The sequence below is a fragment of the Rhodococcus sp. 14C212 genome, assembly GCF_011058195.1.
In the GTDB taxonomy this organism is placed as follows: domain Bacteria; phylum Actinomycetota; class Actinomycetes; order Mycobacteriales; family Mycobacteriaceae; genus Rhodococcus; species Rhodococcus aetherivorans.
Map to the genome: position 1 here is coordinate 1 of NZ_JAALEH010000095.1, position 22,273 is coordinate 22,273.

Annotated in this window: 19 protein-coding genes and 2 pseudogenes; 15 read left to right on the forward strand and 6 right to left on the reverse strand. The window is 70.5% G+C overall.

The features are described 5' to 3' along the window. The 5 genes from G6038_RS25870 to G6038_RS25890 all read left to right on the forward strand — a co-directional run. On the forward strand, positions 1 to 429 hold a 429-nt coding region (locus G6038_RS25870; protein WP_165041063.1), incomplete at its 5' end, for an LLM class flavin-dependent oxidoreductase. A 213-nt stretch (positions 430 to 642) separates the two neighbouring features. After that, positions 643 to 1,530, forward strand: coding sequence for an alpha/beta hydrolase (locus G6038_RS25875; protein ID WP_165041095.1), 888 nt, complete (start codon positions 643 to 645; stop codon positions 1,528 to 1,530). 10 nt (positions 1,531 to 1,540) lie between these two features. After that, a complete protein-coding gene (locus G6038_RS25880) occupies positions 1,541 to 2,341 on the forward strand; it encodes an enoyl-CoA hydratase (RefSeq protein ID WP_165041065.1) in 801 nt (266 codons plus the stop codon). Between the two features lie 56 nt (positions 2,342 to 2,397). Beyond that, positions 2,398 to 3,915 carry an acyl-CoA synthetase gene (locus G6038_RS25885; protein ID WP_165041067.1) on the forward strand — a complete coding sequence of 506 codons (1,518 nt, stop codon included), beginning with the start codon at positions 2,398 to 2,400 and terminating at the stop codon, positions 3,913 to 3,915. Between the two features lie 77 nt (positions 3,916 to 3,992). Continuing rightward, positions 3,993 to 5,144: an acyl-CoA dehydrogenase family protein gene (locus G6038_RS25890; protein ID WP_165041069.1), complete on the forward strand. Its 1,152-nt coding sequence runs from the start codon at positions 3,993 to 3,995 to the stop codon at positions 5,142 to 5,144. Here the strand turns inward: G6038_RS25890 and G6038_RS25895 are convergent. The 4 genes and pseudogenes from G6038_RS25895 to G6038_RS25910 form a co-directional block, all read right to left on the reverse strand. After that, positions 5,125 to 5,645: pseudogene (locus tag G6038_RS25895) on the reverse strand (MarR family transcriptional regulator). The gene G6038_RS25890 and the pseudogene G6038_RS25895 overlap by 20 nt on opposite strands. 119 nt (positions 5,646 to 5,764) lie before the next feature. Next, a complete protein-coding gene (locus G6038_RS25900; protein WP_346772923.1) occupies positions 5,765 to 6,454 on the reverse strand; it encodes a methyltransferase domain-containing protein in 690 nt (229 codons plus the stop codon). 63 nt (positions 6,455 to 6,517) lie between these two features. Continuing rightward, positions 6,518 to 7,711, reverse strand: a complete 1,194-nt coding sequence (locus G6038_RS25905) for a cysteine desulfurase family protein (protein WP_165041073.1) — start codon at positions 7,709 to 7,711, stop codon at positions 6,518 to 6,520. Positions 7,712 to 7,910: 199 nt separating this feature from the next. After that, positions 7,911 to 8,849: a DNA-3-methyladenine glycosylase 2 family protein gene (locus G6038_RS25910; protein ID WP_165041075.1), complete on the reverse strand. Its 939-nt coding sequence runs from the start codon at positions 8,847 to 8,849 to the stop codon at positions 7,911 to 7,913. Between the two features lie 163 nt (positions 8,850 to 9,012). On the opposite strand from G6038_RS25910, the gene G6038_RS25915 reads away from it, so the two are divergent. Next, a complete protein-coding gene (locus tag G6038_RS25915; protein ID WP_165041077.1) occupies positions 9,013 to 9,651 on the forward strand; it encodes a ribonuclease H in 639 nt (212 codons plus the stop codon). Between the two features lie 7 nt (positions 9,652 to 9,658). Here the strand turns inward: G6038_RS25915 and G6038_RS25920 are convergent, their stop codons facing one another. Beyond that, positions 9,659 to 10,663: an acryloyl-CoA reductase gene (locus G6038_RS25920; protein ID WP_165041079.1), complete on the reverse strand. Its 1,005-nt coding sequence runs from the start codon at positions 10,661 to 10,663 to the stop codon at positions 9,659 to 9,661. Positions 10,664 to 10,831: 168 nt separating this feature from the next. On the opposite strand from G6038_RS25920, the gene G6038_RS25925 reads away from it, so the two are divergent. The 5 genes from G6038_RS25925 (at position 10,832) to G6038_RS25945 (ending at position 15,536) form a co-directional block, all read left to right on the forward strand. Then, the gene (locus tag G6038_RS25925; RefSeq protein ID WP_165041081.1) at positions 10,832 to 11,800 is read left to right on the forward strand and encodes an ABC transporter substrate-binding protein; all 969 of its coding nucleotides are present in this window, start codon (positions 10,832 to 10,834) and stop codon (positions 11,798 to 11,800) included. 13 nt (positions 11,801 to 11,813) lie between these two features. Then, the gene (locus G6038_RS25930) at positions 11,814 to 12,842 is read left to right on the forward strand and encodes an iron chelate uptake ABC transporter family permease subunit (RefSeq protein WP_165041083.1); all 1,029 of its coding nucleotides are present in this window, start codon (positions 11,814 to 11,816) and stop codon (positions 12,840 to 12,842) included. Then, positions 12,839 to 13,825, forward strand: a complete 987-nt coding sequence (locus G6038_RS25935) for an iron chelate uptake ABC transporter family permease subunit (RefSeq protein ID WP_206025639.1) — start codon at positions 12,839 to 12,841, stop codon at positions 13,823 to 13,825. Before G6038_RS25930 ends, G6038_RS25935 begins: the two co-directional genes overlap by 4 nt. Further along, positions 13,822 to 14,577 carry an ATP-binding cassette domain-containing protein gene (locus G6038_RS25940; protein ID WP_165041085.1) on the forward strand — a complete coding sequence of 252 codons (756 nt, stop codon included), beginning with the start codon at positions 13,822 to 13,824 and terminating at the stop codon, positions 14,575 to 14,577. Before G6038_RS25935 ends, G6038_RS25940 begins: the two co-directional genes overlap by 4 nt. 83 nt (positions 14,578 to 14,660) lie before the next feature. After that, the gene (locus tag G6038_RS25945; protein WP_165041087.1) at positions 14,661 to 15,536 is read left to right on the forward strand and encodes an amidohydrolase family protein; all 876 of its coding nucleotides are present in this window, start codon (positions 14,661 to 14,663) and stop codon (positions 15,534 to 15,536) included. A gap of 70 nt (positions 15,537 to 15,606) precedes the next feature. On the opposite strand, the gene G6038_RS25950 is transcribed toward G6038_RS25945, so the two are convergent. Further along, positions 15,607 to 15,966, reverse strand: coding sequence for an Rv2640c family ArsR-like transcriptional regulator (locus tag G6038_RS25950; protein WP_165041089.1), 360 nt, complete (start codon positions 15,964 to 15,966; stop codon positions 15,607 to 15,609). Positions 15,967 to 16,057: 91 nt separating this feature from the next. Here G6038_RS25950 and G6038_RS25955 point away from each other — a divergent pair, with 91 nt between their 5' ends. The 4 genes and pseudogenes from G6038_RS25955 to G6038_RS25970 form a co-directional block, all read left to right on the forward strand. After that, on the forward strand, positions 16,058 to 16,558 hold the full coding sequence (locus G6038_RS25955) for an ArsI/CadI family heavy metal resistance metalloenzyme (protein ID WP_165041090.1): 501 nt from the start codon (positions 16,058 to 16,060) through the stop codon (positions 16,556 to 16,558). A 128-nt stretch (positions 16,559 to 16,686) separates the two neighbouring features. Then, on the forward strand, positions 16,687 to 18,363 hold the full coding sequence (locus tag G6038_RS25960) for an NAD(P)-binding protein (protein ID WP_165041091.1): 1,677 nt from the start codon (positions 16,687 to 16,689) through the stop codon (positions 18,361 to 18,363). After that, entirely contained in the window at positions 18,360 to 21,932 is a 3,573-nt protein-coding gene (gene nifJ / locus G6038_RS25965) for a pyruvate:ferredoxin (flavodoxin) oxidoreductase (protein WP_165041093.1), read from the forward strand. Before G6038_RS25960 ends, nifJ begins: the two co-directional genes overlap by 4 nt. Continuing rightward, positions 21,932 to 22,273: pseudogene (locus G6038_RS25970) on the forward strand (dihydroorotate dehydrogenase-like protein); the annotation flags it as partial. The gene nifJ and the pseudogene G6038_RS25970, both read left to right, overlap by 1 nt.

Here is a 22,273-nt window from a genome sequence, read left to right on the forward strand (position 1 = left end):
ATCGTCAACTGGCTCTCGGCCGACGACGTGCGCACCGTCGCGCCGTACGTGCACGAGGGCGGAGCGGGCAAGGAGATCGTCGCCCGCATCTTCGTGCTGCCCGGCTTCGACCCCGAGACCGCCCGCAGCATCGGCCGTCGCATGATCGCCGCCTACATGAACGTCCCCGTCTACCGTGCCTTCCATGAATTCCTCGGCCGCAGCGAAGAGTTCGAGGGCATGTGGCGGTTGTGGGGGGAGGGGGAGCGGTCGGCGGCCCTCGCCGCCATCCCGGATCACGTGGTGGACCAGCTGGTCGTGCACGGGCCGCCGGAGGCGTGCCGGGAGCACATCGAACGGTACGTCGAGGCGGGTGTGACCACCCCCGTGATCGCGATGACCACCGCGGGTGATCCGACGGAGATGATCCGGGCCCTCGCCCCACGCTGATCGCCGGATCCGCGCGCCGGGCGGTCGACGGCGACAACGACCGGATCGATAGCGCGACCGACCGGGAACCGCGCGGCTGTTCCGTGCCGATCGGTTCGGCGGCGAGCGTCGTCACGATTCGGTTGCGACGGTAACGTGCCCGTCGGGCGCCGACGACATTCCGGGCAGATCGACCGCTGGGAGGCCGCGATGCCCGGACCGGAGCTGCGTCGGGTGACCGTCGCCGCCGACGACGGCCTGCCCCTGTCGGTGCGGGTGCACGGACCCGCCGACGCGCCCGTCACGGTCGTGCTGGTGCACGGGCACTGCCTGCGCACCGACAGCTGGTCGGCGGTGCGCGAGCGGCTGGCCGGGCAGGCCGGCGCGGGGATCCGCATCGTCGCGTACGACCAGCGCGGTCACGGCCGGTCGGGGGTCGGCGCGCCCGAGACGTACACCATCGAGCAGCTCGCCCGCGATCTCGACGCCGTGCTGCGCACCGTCGTGCCCCGCGGGCCCGTGGTGCTGGCGGGACACTCGATGGGCGGGATGGTGGCGATGGCCTACGCGCGGCTGTACCCGGAGGCGATCGGCAGCCGTGTCGTCGCCGCCGCGCTCGTCGCGACCGCGGCGAGCGGCCTGGCCGACCTGGGTCTCGGCCGCTACCTGCGGCACCCGGCGGTGTCCGTGCTGCACCGCGCGGTGCGACGGGCGCCGCGGGTGATGCAGGGATCGATGCGCGTCGGCGGGCGGATGTGCGCGCCCGTGGTCCGTCGCGGCGTCACGGACTCGTGGGCGCGTTCGCTGGCGACGACCCTGGCGAACGAGACGTCGATCGTGACGCTCTCGCGTTTCCTGGCGGCGTTCGCGGTGCTGGACGAGTCGGCGGCGCTGGCCGTGCTGGCGGCGATCCCGGTCCTGGTGGTCGGCGGGTCGGCTGACGAGCTGACCCCGTTCGCGCATTCGCGGGCCATCGCCGCGCGGCTGCCGGCCGCCGAACTGGTGCGGGTCGACGGCGCGGGGCACTCGCTCATCGTCGAGCGTGCCGATGAGGTGGCGGCCGCGCTGCTGCGATTGCTCACCCACGTTCGGGGGGTGGCCACCCCCGTCGGGGTCGTGTAGGCAGGAGCACATGACCGACACGCGCACCGACCAGCCCGCCGCCGTTCTCATCGCCGTCGACGAGGCGTCCGGCATCGGCCTGCTCACCCTGAACCGTCCCGATCAGCGAAACCCGCTGTCCGCGGCGGCGATGCGCGAGGTCACGATGGGACTGCGCGCGCTGTCCGCCGAGTCCGCGACCCGGGTGATCGTGATCCGCGCCGAGGGGCCGGTGTTCTCCGCCGGTCACGACCTGCGCGAGATGATCGGCCGCACCCTCGAGGACGAGCGGGTCATCTTCGACACCTGCACCGAGATGATGCAGACCGTGCAGTCGGTGCCGCAGCCGGTGATCGCGTCGGTGCAGGGTGCGGCCGTCGCGGCCGGATGCCAGCTGGTGGCGTCGTGCGACCTGGCGGTCGCGTCGTCGGACGCGGTATTCGGGACCCCGGGGGTGAAGATCGGCCTGTTCTGCTCCACGCCGATGGTCGCGCTCAGCCGCGCGGTGGGCCGCAAGCGGGCCATGCAGATGCTGCTCACGGGCGAAACCATCGATGCGGAGACGGCCGCGGACTGGGGACTGGTCAACTTCGTCGTCGACCCGGCGGCGCTGGAAACCGAGACCGCCGCGCTGGCCGCGAAGATCGTCTCGGCGTCCCCGGCGACGGTGCGGATCGGCAAGGAGGCCTTCTACCGGCAGATCGAGCTGCCGCAGGAGCAGGCCTACGAGGCGATGGCCGAGACCATGGCGACCAACGCGATGATCTGCGACGCGCAGGAGGGCATGACCGCGTTCGTGGAGAAGCGCCGGCCCGCATGGCAGGGCCGCTAGGCTTATCGAGCGTTAAGTCTGGACCATTGGTTGGACGTCCTATAACGTGTCCGATCATGAGCTCAGACCCGCGCGCGAACACCGTCGACGGCGTGCTGCACCGCAGCGCCGCCCGCTTCCCTCACCGCACCGCCCTGCGGTTCGGCGACCGCACCCTCACCTACCGTGAGCTCGACGACGCGGTCACCCGGGCGGCCGCGCGGCTGCGCGCGCTGGGCCTGGGCCAGGGCGATCGCGTCGCCGCGTACGGCACCAACTCCGACGCCTACGTCGTCGGGTACCTCGCCGTCGCCCGGGCCGGCCTGGTGCACGTGCCGATCAACTACGCGCTGCGCGGCGAGGAACTGAGCTACCTGCTCGGTCAGTCCGGGGCGCGTGTCGTCCTCGTCGACCCCGCCCTGGCCGGCAACCTCGAGCAGGTGCTCGCCGACGTCCCGGCCGAACACGTCCTGCCGCTGCGCGACGCCGACGACTCGCTGCTCGCCGTCGCATGCACGGGCGAGGTCCCGGAACTCGACGTGACCGTCTCCGACGCCGACCTCGTGCAGCTCCTCTACACCTCCGGCACCACGTCGAAGCCCAAGGGCGCCATGATGCCCCACCGGGCGCTGGTGCACGAGTACACCTCGTCGATCGTCGCGCTGGACCTGGCTGCGGACGACAACCCGCTGATCTGCATGCCGCTCTACCACTCGGCCGGCATGCACGTCTTCATGCTGCCGTACCTGGCCGTCGGCGCCACGATCACGCTGCTGCCCGCCCCCGACATCCCGGAGATCCTGCGGCTCGTCGAGTCCGAGCGCATCGGCTCGCTGTTCCTCGCCCCCACGGTGTGGGTGCCGCTGGCGAACCACCCCGATCTCGAGACCCGCGATCTGTCGTCGCTGCGCAAGGCCCAGTACGGCGCGTCGATCATGCCCGTCACCGTGCTGAACCGGCTCCGCGGGCGCTACCCCGACCTGGGGTTCTACAACTGCTTCGGGCAATCCGAGATCGGTCCGCTGGCAACGGTTCTGCGTCCGGAGGAGCACGAGGCCCGGCCGTCGTCGTGCGGGAAGGCGGTGCTGTTCGTCGAGACCCGTGTCGTCGACGCCGACGGCAACGATGTGCCCGACGGCGAGTCCGGCGAGGTGCTGTACCGGTCGCCGCAGCTGTGCCTGGGCTACTGGGACAACCCGGAGGCCACCGCGGAAGCGTTCCGGGACGGCTGGTTCCATTCCGGCGACCTCGTCACGCGCGATGCCGAGGGCTACATCACCGTCGTCGACCGCATCAAGGACGTCATCAACACCGGCGGCATCCTCGTCGCGTCCCGCGAGGTGGAGGACGCGCTCTACACCCACGAGGCCGTCGCCGAGGTGGCGGTCATCGGCACGCCCGACGAGAAGTGGATCGAGGCCGTCACCGCCGTCGTCGTGCTGCGCGACGGCGCGGATATCGACGAGCGCGAGCTGATCGACCACGTCAAGCAGCGGCTCGCCCCGTTCAAGGTGCCGAAGCTCGTCCGGTTCGTGGACACGTTGCCGCGCAACCAGAGTGGCAAGCTGCTCAAGCGAGAGCTGCGCACCACGTGACCGAATGTCACATGAGTTCGATCGAGGTGAAGCGGTGTGACATTCGGTCACACGCGACGGAAGGCTGAAGGACACCGATGGTCAAGAAGCACGTGCCGTCCTGGCACGACGACGAGGTACAGGCGGTCTCCGAACTCGCCCGCGACTTCTTCGAGCGCGAGGTGATGGGACACGCCGAGAAGTGGGACGCGCAGCGGCGCATCGATCGCGACGTGTGGCTCGCCGCAGGCAAGCTCGGGCTGCTGCTGTGCTCGATCCCGGAGGAGTACGGCGGCGGGGGCGGCACCTTCGCCCACGATCTGGCCGTCTTCGAGGCGCAGGGCTACTCGGGTGACCTTGCACTGGGCATCTCGGTGCACAGCGGCATCGTCGCGCACTACATCCTCGAGTACGGCAGCGAGGAGCAGAAGCGGACCTGGTTGCCCGGCATGGCAACCGGGGAGATCCTCGGCGCGATCGGCATGACCGAACCGGGCGCCGGTTCGGACCTCAAGGCCATCAAGACCACCGCGATTCGCGACGGCGACACGTACGTGGTCAACGGCTCGAAGACCTTCATCACCAACGGCTCGTCGGCCGACGTCATCGTGCTCGCCGTCAAGACCGACCCCAAGGCCGGCGCCAAGGGCGTGTCCCTGCTCATCGTCGACCTGCGCGACTGCCCCGGCTTCGCGGTCGGGCGGGTGCTGGACAAGGTGGGCCAGCACGGCGCCGACACCTCCGAGCTGTCGTTCACCGACGTGCGGGTGCCGGTGTCGAACCTGCTCGGCGAGAGCGAGGGGCAGGGCTTCGCGCAGCTGATGGCGCAGCTGGTGCAGGAGCGGCTGATCATCGGCGCGCAGGCCGCCGGCGCCATGGAGCGCGCGGTCGAGGAGACCGTCCGCTACACGAAGGAGCGGCAGGCCTTCGGGCACAGCCTGTTCGAGTTCCAGAACACCGCGTTCGAGCTGGCGGAGTGCCGGACCATCGCCCGGACGTGCCAGGTGTTCCTGGATCACTGCATCGAGCAGCACCTGAAGGGCGAACTCGACGACGCGGACGCCGCGATGGTCAAGTACTGGCTGACCGACAGGCAGTGCGAGGTGATCGACCGCTGCGTGCAGCTGCACGGCGGCTACGGCTACATGCGCGAGTACCTGATCGCGCGGATGTACGAGGACGCCCGCGTGCAGCGGATCTACGCAGGCGCCAACGAGGTGATGAAGCAGATCATCGCCCGCTCCCTCTGAGCCCGTCCCGGGTGGAGGGTCCCCGCGAGGGACCCTTCACCTGCCGGCCTGCCGGGTGTGGTGGGCCAGCACTTTCGCGAGCAGGACGGCGAGCTGGTCGCGCTCGGTCGGGTCGAGCGGCGCGAACGCCTCGTCCTGCGCCGCGACGAGTACGTCGTCGAGGGCACGCAGGTGCTGCCGCCCGCGGCGGGTGACGCTGATGATGTTGCGGCGCCGATCGGTGGGATCGGGGCTGCGGTCGACGAGCCGCCGGTCGGCCAGCTCGTTGACGGTGGCGACGATGTCGCTGCGGTCCATCCCCGCGCGACGGCCGAGATCCGTCTGACACAGCGAGCCGTATTCCTCGAGCGCCGCGAGCGCGCGGTAGTGGTATCCGCGGGCGTCGGCCTGGCCGAGCCGGTCGAACACCACCCGGTGTACGTGGCGAGCGGATTGGGTCAGCAGCCAGCTCGGGAGCCGCTCGAGCCTCGTGGGCGCGGTCGAAATGTCTGTGTCGGACATGCCATCAGGGTACGGTCCGACGGCCGGAAATCCGACGGTCGCGTCAGCCGTAGGTTCCGATGGGCCAGCGTGGTGGGGGCACGGTCGACGCGATGCCACCGGGGCGGGTGCGCGGGGGCTCACCTCGGCCTGTCGACGATGAGGACCTGGACGGCGCCCAGACGTGGGACGATGCGGCCCGGCAGTGCTGCGAGGGGCTCGAAGTGATGGAGGAACCAGGGGTGCGCGGCGGTGAACAGCCGGCCCTGCACGGTTGCCCGCCCATGGCGGCGGCCGAGGCGCCGCAGCTCACCCGGGGTGAGGTAGGTGCCACTCGAGAACGGTGCGCGGTGGGTGGGTTTGTCGAGCAGCCCCCAGGGGCTGGTCGGGTTGAGTGTGAGCACGACGATGCGGCCGCCCGGACGGGTGATGCGCGCCAACTCGGCCAGGACCGCTGCGGGGTCGGTGAACTCGAGCGTCGCGATCGTGACGGCGGCGTCCGCGATGCCGTCCGGCAGAGGCAGGCGGCGGGCGTCGGCGCGCAGGAGCCGACCGGCGGCACGGTCGGCCGCTACCGCGAGCATCCCGGCCGACAGGTCCACGCCGATCACTCCGGCCCCTCGACCGGCCAGGTGGTGGACGAGCCGGCCGGTGCCGCAGCCGACTTCGACCACCGTCAGGCCGGCGGGATCGGACAGTGCGTCGTCGACCGCGGCCCGCTCCACAGCCCACGCATGGGCGCCCCAGGACGTGTCGAACCACCGGTCGTACCCCCGGGCCCGGGCGGCCGTCAGCTCGTCCATCGAGGCTCGGGCCCAGGCGGCGGGCACCGCCGCGGAACCTCGGCGCTGCGATCGTCCGCGAGCAGCACTGATCCACTCTCCTGCACCGGTTCATTCTCCTTCGGGAGTTCTTCGCACGGTGGCGCATGCACGGGAGATGGCTTCGGCAGCGATCACCACGTCCGTCTCCCGCGTCCAGCGGCCCAGGGAGAGACGGATGGCGCCGAGCGCGGCGTCGTGCTCGATGCCCATCGCCCGCAGGACGGGGGAGGGTTCGTGAGTCCCGGAATGACAGGCCGACCCGGTGGACGCGGCGATGTCCGGTGCCGCGGCGAGGACCGCGGGCCCCGCCGTGCCGTCGATGCGCAGGTTGGCGGTGTTGGGCAGGCGCCGGCTCGGATGACCGTGCAGATGAACCCGGCCCGGCAGGGACTCGGACAGCATTGCGACGAGGCGGTCGCGCAGCACCGCGAGCCGGTACGGCTCGCTCTCGACCAATGCCGTGGCGGCCAGCTCGGCGGCGATCCCGAGCGCCACGGCGAACGCGACGTTCTCCGTTCCGGCCCGCACACCGCGCTCTTGCCCCCCGCCGCCGATGAGCGGCACCATCGACACTCCCTCACGAACATACAGGGCCGCAATCCCTTTCGGGGCGTACATCTTGTGCCCGACGACGGTGAGCAGGTCGACGCCGAGGGCCCCGACATCGAGGGCGATCTTCCCGGCGCTCTGGGCGGCGTCGGAGTGCAGGAGGACGCCGTGCCGCCTGGTCACGTCTGCGATCTCCCGGATCGGCTGGAGCGTGCCGGTCTCGTTGTTCGCATGCATGACCGTGACCAGGACAGTCCGAGAGGTGATCGCCGCCTCCACGTCGGTGGGGTCGAGGATTCCGTGGACGTCGACAGGAAGGTACGTGATCTCCACACCGTGGAGATCGTGCAACGCCCGGCACGCGGCGAGGACCGCGGGGTGCTCGGTGACCTGCGTGATCACGTGCGGTTTGACCTGGCCGGCGGTCATCGCGGCCAGGACGGCGCCGCGGATGGCGAGGGCGTCCGCCTCCGAGCCGCTGCCGGTGAAGACAATTTCCTGCGGGGAGGAACCCACGAACGCGGCGACCTGTTCGCGTGCCAGTCGCAGTGCCGCCTTGGGGGCCGCGCCGAACGCGTGGTCGCTCGAAGGATTGCCGAAGTTCTCCCCGAGCGCCGGTAGCAGGGCCTCGACGACTCGGGGATCCACGGGTGTGGTCGCGTTGTAGTCCAGATAGACGGGTCGTCGGGGCAGACCCGGGTGCTCCACAGTCATGCTGCAGCTCGTCCCCTCGGCGTCGGGAGAGGTCCACAGAGGCGTCCGGACCGGACTTCCTCGTCGATCATTGTCCCCCCACTGGACCGCGGCATGTCCCCGAGGCCGACGATCCGGTGCTCGAGGAATCGGGAACGTCACCGTCCAACGCATGTGGCGTCGTACCCAGCCGGGTGGCCCTGTCCTTGTCCGAGGTGCCTCAGCGCCCGCGGTGATCGGTGATCGGCGTGCGCGGTCCCCGTCGCGGGACCCGCCCCGCCCCGCCGGTCGCCATGATCAGCCGCACGGCTCGATACCGGTGCGGCCGAAGCGGTTCCAGATACTGCACCATGCCGGCGTCGTCGAGTGGTGCGCCCAGCAGCGACCAGCCGACGATCGTCGCGAGGTGGTAGTCGCCCACCGACAGCGCGTCCGCGTCGCCGAAGGCGCGCTGCGCGACCTCGGCGGCGGTCCATACCCCCACGCCCGGGATCGAGCGCAGCTTCCGCTGCGCCTCGGCGGGCTCGAGGTCGACGAGCCGCTCGAGACGGTCGGCCAGCTGGGCGCAGCGCACGACGGTCCGGGCCCGGCCGGGGTCGATGTTGGCGCGATGGAACTCCCACGACGGGACGCGGCGCCACGTCTCGGCGGCCGGCGGCACCCGCATGCCCGCCGGTGCCGGGCCGGGCGCGTCGTCGCCGAACCACGTGACGAGCCGCCGCCACGAGGCGAACGCGGCGACGCTGTGCACGCGCTGTTCGAGGATCGCCGGGACCAGGGCCTCGAGCACGCGGCCGGTGCGCGGGATCCGCAGGGCCGGCAGGCGACGGTGGGCCTCGGCCAGGCTCGGATGCTCGGGCCGGAACCCGGTCGGGTCGTCCTCGGCGCCGAGAAGGGTGGGAAGGTGTGTCGAGAGTTCCTCGGCCCCGGCACCCCACGCGTGGCAGCGCACGCCGCGCGGACCGTCCTGCGCGAGCCGGTAGGTGACCGGCCCCGACGCCAACCGGGACGTGCGCCACACGGCCTGCCCGTCGCGGCGATGGCACGGGTCGTAGGGCCCGCGCTGCAGGGGCTGCAGCGTCAGCGCGACGTCCACCGGCCGGGGCAGCTCGGCGCGGACGACGAGCGCGCCGGTGCTGGGTGGAGCGGGGGCGGGCACCGGTCCACCGTACTGTGCGACGAGGTGCGGATCGAAGGCGGCGACCCGCCGAGCGTGCGCTTCTCGTGCCGACACGCCGATGAGCGCCGCGATTTCTGCACAGCCGCGGCGCGTCGGCGCCTCGGGCGCGACGTCGCCCCTGCCACGGGATATGGTCTGGCACATGATCATCGTGAGCACCGACGGTTCCTGCCTTCGCAATCCGGGCGGCGCCATCGGATGGGCGTGGGTCAATCACGAGGGGCCGAGCCGTTCGGGCGGGGAGCGCTCGGGCACCAATCAGATCGCCGAGCTGCGGGCGCTGCTCGAGGCGCTGAAGGCTCATCCCGGTCCGGAACCGATGATCATCGAGTCCGACTCGCAGTACGCCATCAAGTGTGCCTCGGAATGGTTGCCCGGCTGGAAGCGCAAGGGCTGGAAGACGGCGACCGGCGCGCCGGTGAAGAACCTCGAGCTGGTCCAGGCCATCGACCGTGTCCTCGCCGAGCGGTCCGGGCCGGTGCGGTTCCGGTGGGTGCGCGGGCACGTCGGCAACCACTTCAACGAACTCGCCGACACCCTCGCGGGCGAGGCGGCGCGCGCGCAGGCGGCGGCCCCGCCCGCCGCGAAGCCGCCCGCCGCGAAGCCGCCCGCCGCGAAGCCGCCCGTCCCGAAGTCACCCGTCCCCGAACAGGCCGGGCCCGAACAGGCCGGGCCCGAACAGGCCGGGCCCGAGCCGACCGCCGCGCCTGCGCGCGCCGCGAAGAAGGCGGTGCGCCGGACGGTGAAGGTGGTCGAGGAGGTCGAGTTCACCCTCTTCTGACGAACCGTCAGAATCCGCCGGCAACCTCGATCACCGCGCGGCCGGTGAACTTGCCGGCCCGCACGAGGTCGAGCGCGGGCACCAGCTCTCGTGCAGGGATGTGGCGGGTGATCTCCGCCAGGTGCCGGGGCCGCAGGTCGCCCGCGAGGCGTTCCCACAGCGCCCGGCGCGGACCGATGGGCAGCTGCACCGAGTCGATGCCCAGCAGTGCGACGCTGCGCAGGATGAAGGGCATCACCGTGGTCTGCAGTGCGGCGCCGCCGGTGAGTCCGCTGGCGGCGACCGCGCCGCCCCACTGGACGGTGCTGAGGACGTGGGCGAGTGTGGCACCGCCGACGCAGTCCACGGCCCCGGCCCAGAGCGCCTTGCCGAGCGGTCGCGGCTTCGCGTCGGGGTCCTCGGGCAGCCGCCCGATCACCGAGGCGGCGCCCAGCTCGGTGAGCAGGTCGTGGGCTTCCGGCTTGCCGGTCGAGGCGACCACCTCGAATCCGGCGGCGGCGAGCAGGTCGACGCTGACGGTGCCCACGCCGCCGGAGGCGCCGGTGACGACGATGGGCCCGTCGTCCGGCGTCAGTCCGTGCCGCAGCAGCGCCTGCACGCTGAGCGCCGCGGTGAAGCCGGCGGTGCCGATGGCGGCGGCGTCGGCTGTGGAGAGCTCGCCGAGCCGGACGAGCTGGTCGGCGGGGACGCGGGCGTACTCGGCGTAGCCGCCGTGGCGGCCGGTGCCGATCTCGTAGCCGTGCGCGAGGACCCGGTCACCGGGCGCGAAGTCGGGGTGATCCGAGGTGACGACCTCACCGGCGAGGTCGATGCCGGGAATGATCGGGTAGTTGCGGACCACGCCGCCGCGCGGGACGACGGCGAGGGCGTCCTTGTAGTTGACGCTCGAATGCAGGACGCGGACGGTGATGCCGTCGTCGGGCAGCATCGTCTCGTCGACGGTCTCGGGGGCGAAGTCGATCGCGTCGTCGTGCTCGCGCGCGACCCAAGCGGAGAACGTGGTGGAAGTCATGGTCCGACCGTAGTGGCGGCGCGCTCGTCCGTGTGGAGACACGACTCTTGCCAACGGTAAGTAAAGGCATGCTAAGTTAGGCAACGCTTCGCTGAGTTCGAGGTGGGGGGCGGGGCCGCACGAGCGGCTTCGCCTACCTCGGAAGTTCAATTTTCAAGGAGATTGCCCATGCGTATCCGGTTGTCCGCCGCCGTCGCGTTAGTCGCGGCCGCCTCGCTCGGGCTTTCCGCCTGCTCCTCCGACACCTCCTCCGACACCGCGGCGGACACCGGCGAGACCGTGGTCATCAGTCACGCCCAGGGGGATACCGAGGTGCCCGTCGATCCCGAACGGGTCGTGGTCTTCGACCAGAGCGTCCTGCAGTCCATGATCGACCTCGACCTGCCCGATGCCGTCGGCGTCCCCGCGCTCACGAACTGGCCCGAATCGTTCGCGCGCTACCGGGGCGACGACGTCGCCAAGGTCGGCTCGCTGTTCGAACCCGACTTCGAGGCCGTCAACGCCCTCGAGCCCGACCTCATCATCGTCGCCGCCCGGTCGGCCACCAGCTACGACGCGCTCAGCGAGATCGCCCCGACCGTCGACCTCTCCGTGGACTCCAAGGACTTCCTCGCCAGCGTCGAGGAGCAGAACCGCAACCTCGCCACCATTTTCGGCGCCGGGGACGCGTTCGAGGAGAAGTTCGCCGGCATCGAGGAGTCGTTCGACGCCGTGTCCGCGGCGGCCGCACAGGCGAACCTGCGCGGGCTCATCGCGCGCGTCGAGGCCGCCGAGGTCACCGCGTACGGACCCGGCTCCCGGTACGGCATCATCCACGACCTCGGCGTCAAGCCCGTGTCGGAGACCTTCGCCGACGACGTCGCCCACGGGGACGCCGTGTCCTTCGAGTACATCGCCCAGGCCGACCCCGACCTGATGTTCGTCCAGGACCGCGAGGCACCCCTCGGCGACACCACCGGCCCCCACGCGTCCCGAGTCCTCGACAACCCGCTCGTCGGCGGCACCACGGCCGCGAAGGAAGTCCGGATCACCTACCTCGACCTGTACACCTGGTACATGGCGCCGAGCGCGCTGAGCTCCGTCCAGGCGCAGATCGACGTCGTCGGGCAGGCCGTCGGCACGGCCGCGGCGGCATGACCTCCTCCCACCCGTGAGCGCCCCCGTAACGACCGGCAGGGCCGGCGACCGCACCCCGCGTGCGGCCGCCGGCCCTGCCGTGCGTCTGCGTCCCGTCCTGCTCGGCGCGGTGCTGCTCGCCGTCGCCGCCTTCGCGTCCCTGTTCGTCGGCGTCGCCGACGTCACGCCCGCAGACCTGCTGCGCGGCGACACCGCGACCCTCGAGGTGTTCTTCGTCTCGCGCGTGCCCCGACTGATCGCGATCCTGCTCGCCGGCGCCGCCCTGAGCGTGTCCGGCCTGATCATGCAGCACCTGACCCGCAACCGGTTCGTGGCGCCGGACACCGCCGGCACCGTCGAATGGGCCCTGCTCGGCATCCTCGTCGCCACCCTGTTCCTCGGCGGACAGTCCGTGCTCGGCAAGATGCTCGTCGCCGTCGTCTTCTCCCTCGTCGGCACCTTCCTGTTCCTGCGGCTGCTGCGCCGTGTCCGGTTCACCGACATGATCGTCGTGCCGCTCGTCGGCCTCATGCTCGGCGGCGTCGTCATGGCCGTCACCACGTTCTTCGCCTACCGGCTCGAACTGATGCAGGCCCTGAACACGTGGACCAGCGGCGACTTCTCCGGCATCCTGCGCGGCCGCTACGAGATCATCTGGGTCGTCGTCGCCGTCATGGCCGTCGCCTATCTGTACGCCGACCGCTTCACCGTGGCCGGCCTCGGTGAGGGCTTCGCGAAGAACCTCGGCGTCCCGTACCAGCTGGTGATCAACATCGGGATGGTCGTCGTCGCCGTCACCACCGCCGTCGTCACCGTCGTCGTCGGCGCCATCCCGTTCCTCGGCCTCGTCGTGCCCAACCTCGTCACCATGGCGCTCGGCGACAACCTGCGCCGCGTCCTGCCGATCACCGCGCTCGCCGGCGCCGGATTCGTGCTCGCCTGCGACGTCGTCGGCCGCGTCATCCGCTACCCGTACGAGATCCCGGTCGGCACCGTCGCGAGCGTCGTCGGCGCCGTCGTGTTCATCGCGCTGATCCTGCACACCCGGCGAGGTGCGCGATGAGCCAGGCCGTCGCCGCACCCCCCGCGACCCGTCGCCGGAACCCTGCCCGCGTGCTCGTCGTGCTCGGCGCCGTCGCCGCACTGGCGGTGTGCGCCTACCTGTTCCTCTTCGTCACCGGCTCGTGGGACTTCGCCATGAAGATCCGCAGCCGGCAGGTGCTGTCGATGGTGCTCGTCGGCTACGCCACCGCCTTCGCCGCGGTGATCTTCCAGACCGTCACCAACAACCGCATCCTCACCCCGGGCGTGATGGGCTTCGACAGCCTGTTCATGCTGCTGCAAACCCTCGTGGTGTTCCTGTTCGGCGCGAGCGCCCTCGCGACACTCGATCCGCGCCTGAAGTTCGGGGTCGAGGTGCTCGCCATGGTCGGCTTCGCGCTCCTGTTGTTCCGATGGCTCTTCGACCGCGGATCGCGCGACCTGTACGTGCTGGTGCTCGTGGGTATCGTGCTCGGCGCCCTGTTCGGTGGGCTGTCGTCGCTGGTGTCACGGCTGATCGACCCCAACGACTTCATGACCCTGCAGGACGTGCTGTTCGCCAGCTTCAACAACGTGCAGGTCGACCTGCTCGCCGTGTCGGCCCTGCTCGTCGTCGCGGCGACGGCGTTCTCGGTGCCGCTGCTGCGTCAGCTCGACGTCGTCGCACTGGGCCGCGAGCACGCGATCGGCCTCGGCGTCGACCACCGGCGCGTCGTCACCCGCGCGCTGATCGTCGTCGCGGTGCTGGTCTCGGTGTCCACAGCGCTCGTCGGGCCCATCACGTTCCTCGGGCTGCTGGTGGCCAATCTGGCCCGGGAACTCGTCGGCACGTTCCGGCACCGCTGGACGGTGCCCGCCGCGACGCTTGTCGCGATCGTCGCGCTGGTCGGCGGGCAGTTCGTCCTCGCCCGGCTGCTCGACTACAACTCGAGCCTCATCGTCGTCGTCAACTTCGTCGGCGGCATCTACTTCATCTCCCTGCTCGTGAGGGGTGCACGCCTGTGATCACCGTTCGGGATCTCGCCAAGAACTACGCCGGCACCACCGTGCTCGGGCCCGTCGATATCGACGTCCCGCGCGGCGGGCTCACGTCGATCATCGGTGCCAACGGCGCCGGCAAGTCGACACTGCTGACCATCGTCGCGCGGCTGCTCGACTCCGACGCCGGATCGGTCAGCATCGACGGGCTCGACCTGCGGGCCACCTCCTCGGACGCGCTGGCGAAGAAATTGTCGGTGCTGCGCCAGGACAACAACACCGCGGTGCGGCTGTCGGTGCGCGAACTCGTCGAGTTCGGGCGCTTCCCGCATTCGAAGGGCCGGCTCTCGGCGGCCTGCCACGAAGCGGTCGACCGCGCGATCGAGTACACCGGTCTGGGCGGGTTCGAGCACCGCTTCCTCGACCAGCTCTCCGGCGGACAGCGGCAGCGCGCGTTCGTCGCGATGGTGCTCGCGCAGGACACCGACTACGTGCTGCTCGACGAACCGCTCAACAACCTGGACATGAAGCACTCGCAGCACATGATGCAACTGCTGCGACGTATGGCCCACGAGATGGGCAAGACCGTGATCCTGGTGATCCACGACATCAACTTCGCGTCGTGCCACTCGGATCGCATCGTCGCGATGCGCGACGGCGCCGTCGTCGCGGACGGGGACGTCGACGAGATCCTGCGGCCCGAGGTGCTGCGCAAGGTGTACGACATGGACATCGCCGTGCACGAGATCGACGGCCGTCGCATCGCCGTGTACTTCTGAGGCGCCTTCGGCGCCGGTGTGCCCTTCGGGCGGCGGGGGCAGCCCGAAAGACACACCGGCGACGGGGTCGCTACCTTCGGGTGATGGACGAAGCGCAGCAGGTGGCCGACTTCCGGGCCCGGCACGGCCTCAGTGGCCTGATCGACGTGCACACCCACTTCATGCCGTCGAACGTGATGGACAAGGTGTGGGGCTACTTCGACTCCGCCGGGCCGCTGGTGGGCCGGGCGTGGCCCATCACCTACCGGCACGCCGAGGAGGAGCGCGTCGAGCGGCTGCGGAGGTTCGGTGTCCGCCGGTTCACCGCGATGCTCTATCCGCACAAGCCCGCGATGGCCGCGTGGCTGAACGCGTGGGCGGTGGACTTCGCGGCCCGCACCCCCGACTGCCTGCACACCGCCACGTTCTATCCCGAGCCCGACGCCGCCGGCTACGTGGCCGCGGCACTCGAGCACGGCGCACGGGTGTTCAAGTCGCACATCCAGGTCGGCGACTACGACCCCAACGACCCGCTGCTCGACCCGGTGTGGGGCCTGCTCGAGGACGCCGGCGTGCCGATCGTGATCCACTGCGGGTCGGGACCGGCTCCGGGGACGCACACCGGGCCCGGACCGATCGCCGCGCTGCTGGAACGGTTCCCGCGGCTGGCGCTGATCGTCGCGCACATGGGCATGCCGGAGTACCGCGAGTTCCTCGATCTGGCGGAGAAGTACCCACGGGTGCACCTGGACACCACCATGGCGTTCACCGACTTCACGCAGGAGTCGATGCCGTTCCCGGAGGACGAGCTGCCGCGGCTGCGGGCACTGGGTTCGAAGGTGCTGTTCGGCAGCGACTTCCCGAACATCCCGTACCCGTACGTCCACCAGCTCGAGGCGATCGAGCGGCTCGGCCTCGGCAGCGAATGGGTCCGTGCGGTGTGCTGGGACAACGCGGAGGCGTTGTTCGGCGCGGTGTGAGTCGGGAGCTGTCTGGCCGAATGTCACACCGGTTCGCCGTGATCGAACCGGTGTGACATTCGGCCCCCTCTCACGTGCAGCAGTTGGGATCGAGGACGAGGCGCAGTGCCTGCAGGGCCTCGTTGCAGGCGCGATGGTGGACGTTCATGCCGCGGCGCGTGGACTGCACCATCCCGGCCTTGCGGAGCTGGCCGAGATGGTGACTGACGGTCGACTCCGTCAGCCCCACGGCCGCCGCCAGGTCGCACGTGCAGACGTCGTCCTCCCGCGTGGTGAGCAGGATCGACATCAGCTGGATCCGGGTCGGGTCGGCGAGCGCCTTGAGCCGCAGCGCCACCTCGAGGGCGGCTGCCTCGCTCATCGGTGCGGCCGAGACCGGCGCGCAGCAGATGGGGGCGGAGACGTCGATGACCGGGAGCGCCTTGGGCATGTCCCCATCATCCACCCCTCTTGACATATGTCAAAAAGGGGGTGACAGTGGGCGTACTAATTCGATGTATGTCTCACACGTGGAGGTCATCATGTCCCGCGTCCAGCTCGCCCTCAACGTCGACGACCTGCAGGAGGCCGTGACGTTCTACTCGAAGCTGTTCGGCACCGAACCGGCGAAGGTGAAGCCCGGCTATGCGAACTTCGCGATCGCCGAGCCGCCGCTGAAGCTCGTCCTGATCGAGAACGCGGGCAAGGGCGGCTCGATCAACCACCTCGGGGTGGAGGTGGAGTCGAGCGAGAAGGTGCACTCCGAGATCGCCCGCCTCACGGACGAAGGACTGTTCACCGACGAGGAGATCGGCACCACCTGCTGCTTCGCCACCCAGGACAAGGTGTGGGTCACCGGCCCTGCGGGGGAGAAGTGGGAGGTCTACACCGTCCTCGCCGACAGCGAGACCTTCGGCACGAGCCCGAAGCTGCTGGACCAGGGCGAGAACGCGGAGGGCGTGTGCTGCGGCTCCGCCGCCGAACAGGAGCAGGAACCGGCGACCGGCACCGAGAAGGCGCCGGCCGCGACGACGTGCTGCTGAGCGGCACCCACGGGCCCGCTACGGACGCACGTCCGTAGCGGACCCGATCCGTCGGAAACGCGTCGTCGGCATGCCCGGGCCGCCGCAATCCGGTGCCGGACACCCGGCCGGAGCCCTATCGTGAGGGGATGACTGCCGACGAGCGCAGTGGCGGGGCGACGGGCGGGCGTCCGGCCCGGCCGTCGGAGGAGCTCACGCCGCTGCCGGATCTGGTGCACGGCCGTCCCCGCGCGGGGCCGGTGCGCCGGCGTCGGCCCGTGTATGTGGACCTGCTGCCGCCGTGCAACGCGCGGTGCCCCGCCGGGGAGAACATCCAGGCCTGGCTGGCGCACGCGAAGGCCGGCCGGTACGAGCAGGCCTGGCGGCAACTGGTCGCCGACAATCCGTTCGCCGCCATCCACGGCCGGGTGTGCTACCACCCCTGCGAATCCGTCTGCAATCGCGCCACTCTGGACAGCGCCGTGTCCATCCATTCGGTGGAGCGGTTTCTCGGTGACCGGGCGCGTGAGCAGGGCTGGATGTTCGAGCCGCCGCCCGCCCGCAGCGGCAAGCGGGTACTGGTGATCGGTGCCGGACCGAGCGGGCTGTCCGCTGCCTGTCACCTCGCTCGCCGCGGCCACGACGTCGAGATCCGCGACGCCGGCGCCGAGCCCGGGGGGATGATGCGCTACGGCATCCCGAACTACCGGCTTCCGCGCGACGTGCTCGAGGTGGAACTGGAGCGGGTCGCGGCGCTGGGCGTGGAGCTGACGTGCAACCACCGGGTCGAGGACCTCGCGGTGGAACGGGCGGAGGGTGGTTTCGACGCGGTGTTCGTCGCGGTCGGCGCGCATCTGGCCAAACGGGTCGACATCCCGGCCTGCGACGCGGGCACGATGATCGACGCGGTCTCGTTCCTGCGCGGTGTCGCCGCCGGGGAACCCCCGGCCGTCGGGCGGCACGTTGCCGTCTACGGCGGCGGCAACACGGCGATGGACGCGGCCCGCGTGGCCCGCCGGCTCGGGGCCGAGGACGCGGTCATCGTCTATCGCCGCACCCGCGAGCAGATGCCCGCCCACGAGGAGGAGGCCGAGGACGCCGAACGCGAAGGTGTGCGGATCAATTGGCTGCGCACGGTCACCGCCTTCGACGGTCCCGAACTGCAGGTCGAGGTCATGGAACTCGACGAGTCCGGTCGTCCACGGCCGACCGGACGTTTCGAGACCCTGGCCGCGGACACCCTGATCATGGCGATCGGCCAGGAGACGGAGTCGGCGTTCATGCGCACGCTGCCCGGAGTCGAGTTCGAGCGCGACGGCAGCGTGCGGGTGGACGAGTCGTTGATGACCGGCTGCCCCGGGGTGTTCGCAGGCGGCGACATGGTGCCCGGCGAGCGCACCGTGACGGTGGGGGTGGGGCACGGGAAGAAGGCGGCGCACCATATCGACGCCTGGCTGCGTCGAGTGTCCGACGAGCGGCCCGCCAAGCATCCGATCGCGACGTTCGACCAGCTGCACCTGTGGTACTTCGCCGACGCGGATCGGCGGGTACAGCCTGAATTGCCTGTCGAGCAACGACTTTCCGGGTTCGACGAGGTGGTCGGCGGGGTGTCGGCCGAGGCGGCGACATTCGAGGCGGGCCGGTGCCTGTCGTGCGGCAACTGCTTCGAGTGCGACGGCTGTCTCGGCGCGTGCCCGGAGGACGCGATCGTCAAGCTGGGTCCCGGCCACGGCTACCGGTACGACTACGACAAGTGCACCGGTTGCGCGGAGTGCTTCGAGCAGTGTCCGGTCCACGCCATCGAGATGTTTCCGGAGCCGACATGACGCGTGCCACGGTGGACGGAAACGAGGCGGCCGTGTCGGTCGCCTACCGGCTCAACGAAGTGTGCTGCATCTATCCGATCACCCCGTCGTCGGCGATGGCCGAGCTGGCCGACGAATGGTCCAGCCGGCACCGGCCGAACGTGTGGGGCACCGTGCCGAGTGTGGTGGAGATGCAGAGCGAGGGCGGCGCGGCGGGCGCGCTGCACGGCGCGCTGCAGGGCGGGGCACTGGCGACGACGTTCACCGCGTCGCAGGGACTGCTGCTGATGATCCCGAACATGTACAAGATCGCCGGCGAGCTGACCTCGGCGGTCATGCACGTCGCTGCCCGGTCCCTGGCCGCGCAGGGACTGTCGATCTTCGGTGACCATTCGGACGTGATGGCGGTGCGCCAGACCGGGTTCGCGTTGCTCGCCTCGGCGTCGGTGCAGGAGGCACACGATCTGGCGCTGGTGGCGCAGGCCGCCACCCTGCGGACGCGGGTGCCGTTCGTGCACTTCTTCGACGGCTTTCGTACCTCGCACGAGCTCAACACCATCGAGACGCTGGCCGACGACGACCTGCGGGCTCTGGTGCCCGAGGAGCTGATCCGCGAGCACCGCGGACGCGCGTTGTCGCCGGAGCGGCCGTTCATCCGGGGCACCGCGCAGAACCCGGACACCTACTTCCAGGCGCGTGAGACGGTCAACCCGTTCTACGCCCGGGTTCCGGCGGTGGTGGACGAGTTGATGACGCAGTTGGGGGAGCGCACCGGCCGCGACATGCGGATCGTCGAGTACACCGGGCATCCCGAGGCGGAACGCGTGCTGGTGCTGATGGGATCCGGTGCGCACACCGCGGCCGAAACCGCTGCCGCGCTCACCGCCCGCGGGGAGCGGGTCGGGGTGGTGCAGGTGCGGCTGTACCGGCCCTTCCCCGCCGAGGCGCTGTCGGCGGCGCTGCCGGCGACGGTGCGCACGATCGGCGTGCTGGACCGCACCAAGGAACCGGGTTCCCTCGGCGAGCCGCTGTATCTCGACGTCGTCGCGGCCCTCGCCGAGGCCCATGCCGACGGTGAGCGGGCCGTCATGCCCCGGGTCTGCGGCGGACGCTACGGCCTGTCGTCGAAGGAGTTCACGCCCGGCATGGTCGCCGGCGTCTTCGCCGAACTCGCCCGCGAGCGGCCCCGGCGCCGGTTCACCGTCGGCATCGACGACGACGTGTCCGGCACCAGCATCACCTACGACCCGTCCTTCGACATCGAATCCTCCGACACCGTGCGGGCGATCTTCTACGGCCTGGGCTCGGACGGCACGGTCGGGGCCAACAAGAACACCATCAAGATCCTCGGCGACGAGGAACACCTGCACGCGCAGGGCTACTTCGTCTACGACTCGAAGAAGTCCGGCTCGCAGACCGTCTCGCATCTGCGCTTCGGGCCGCGGCCCATCCGCGCACCGTATCTGGTGAGCCGCGCGGACCTCGTCGGCTGCCACCAGTTCCGATTCCTCGACAAGATCGACGTTCTGGGACCGGCCGCGACGGGAGCGACCCTCCTGCTGAACTGCCGACACCGGCCGGACAAGGTCTGGGACGCGCTCCCCCGCCGGGTCCAGGAACAGATCCTCGACAAGGGGATCACGCTGTATGCGGTCGACGCGGGCCGGATCGCTCGTGAGGTCGGGCTCGCCGGGCGGATCAACGTCGTGCTGCAGACCTGCTTCTTCGCGATCTCGGATGTGCTGCCGCGCGAGCAGGCCGTCGCCCGGATCAAGAAGTCGGTGGAGAAGACCTACGGCAACCGCGGAGCAGACGTGCTGCGGCGCGAACTGGCCGCGGTGGACCGGGCATTGGAAGAGTTACACCGGATCGATGTGCCCGACCGGGTGACCACCACGCGAGTGCCGGCGCCGATCGTGCCCGAGTACGCGCCCGAGTTCGTCCGCACCGTCACCGCGGAGATGATGGCCGGGCGCGGGGATGCCTTGCCGGTCAGCGCGTTTCCCGTCGACGGTACCTACCCGAGTGGCACCACCGCCTACGAGAAGCGCAACATTTCGGAACTGGTCGCGGTGTGGGACCCGGACACCTGCATCCAGTGCGGAAACTGCAGTTTCGTCTGTCCGCACAGCGTGATCCGTACCAAGTTCTACGACAAATCCCACTTGGACGATGCCCCGGAGCAGTTCGGCTCGGCGGCACTGGGCGCTGTGGGCCTGCCGGATGCCCGGTACACCCTGCAGGTCTACGCCGAGGACTGCACCGGATGCGGGCTGTGCGTCGAGGCCTGTCCTGCCGTGGCCCCCGGCGCGACGATCACCAAGGCCATCAACCTCGCACCCCGCGAACCGCGGGTGGTCCCCGAACGCGAGAACATCGCCTTCTTCGAGACGCTGCCGACGGCCGACCGGGCCCGGGTGGACTTCGGCACCGTCCGCGGAACCCAGTTCCTCGAGCCGCTGTTCGAGTTTCCCGGCGCCTGCGCGGGCTGCGGGGAGACCCCGTATCTCAAGCTGCTCTCCCAACTGTTCGGCGACCGGTTGATGATCGCGAACGCCACGGGCTGCTCGTCGATCTACGGCGGCAATCTGCCCACCACCCCCTGGACGACCAACGCGGACGGACGCGGCCCCGCCTGGTCCAATTCCCTGTTCGAGGACAACGCCGAATTCGGGCTGGGGTTCCGGCTGGCCGCCGACGAGCACGCCCGGCTCGCCCGGCGGCGCCTGGCCGAACTGCGGGAGGCGGTCGGTGCCGACCTCGTCGACGGCATCCTGACGGCGCCGCAGCTGCGCGAGTCCGAGCTGCGGGCCCAGCGGGAGCGGGTGGCCGAACTCGAAACCCTTCTCGCCGAGCTGGATCCCGACACGACCGCGGACCTGCGCAGTGTGCTCGACCATCTGGTGCGGCGCAGCGTGTGGATCGTCGGCGGCGACGGCTGGGCCTACGACATCGGTGCCGGGGGTCTCGACCACGTCCTGGCCAGCGGCCGTAACGTCAACGTCCTGGTCCTCGATACCGAGGTGTATTCCAACACCGGGGGGCAGATGTCCAAGGCCACCCCTCTCGGGGCGATCGCGAAGTTCGCCGCCGGCGGCAAGACGGTCCCGATGAAGGACCTCGCGTTGCAGGCCATCGCCTACGGCAATGTCTACGTCGCCCGGGTCGCGATGGGAGCCGATCCGCAGCACACGTTGCAGGCGATGCGGGAAGCCGAAGCCTACGAGGGCCCCTCGCTCGTGATCGCCTACAGCCAGTGCATCGCGCACGGCATCGACATGCGACACGGGATGGACCAGCAGTACCGTGCGGTGGCCAGCGGGCACTGGCCGCTGATCCGCTACGACCCGGTGTTGCGGGCGGCCGGGGAGAATCCGTTCCTGCTCGATTCGCACCGGCCGAGGATTCCGCTCGAGGACTACCGCAGCCGCGAACTGCGGTACCGCGCGCTCGCCAACACCGATCCGGCGGAATACGACCGGCTTCTCGGCCTCGCCGAGGAGGCGATCGCTCAGCGCTGGGACCGGTACGAGGACATGGCAGCGCAAGGGTCGCACCACTTCACCGCCGACGCCCGCAAGGACCGCTGATGGACCTGTCGACGCGCTATCTGGGCCTGGCCCTGCCGAATCCTCTGGTGGCGGCGGCATCTCCACTGTCCCGGACGGTCGACGGTGTCCGCCGGCTCGCCGAGGCAGGCGTCGGGGCGGTGGTGCTCTATTCGCTGTTCGAAGAGCAGCTGCTGCGCGAAGCGGAGCGCAATGCGGCATTGACCGAGCACGGTTCGCAGAGCTACGCCGAATCCTTGTCGTACTTTCCGGAGGAAGCCGTCGAGGACCACGGACCGCGCCGCTACCTGAGTCTGCTCGAACGCGCCGCGCAGGCGGTCGCCGTCCCGGTGATCGGCAGCCTGAACGGCGTCACCCCGGGC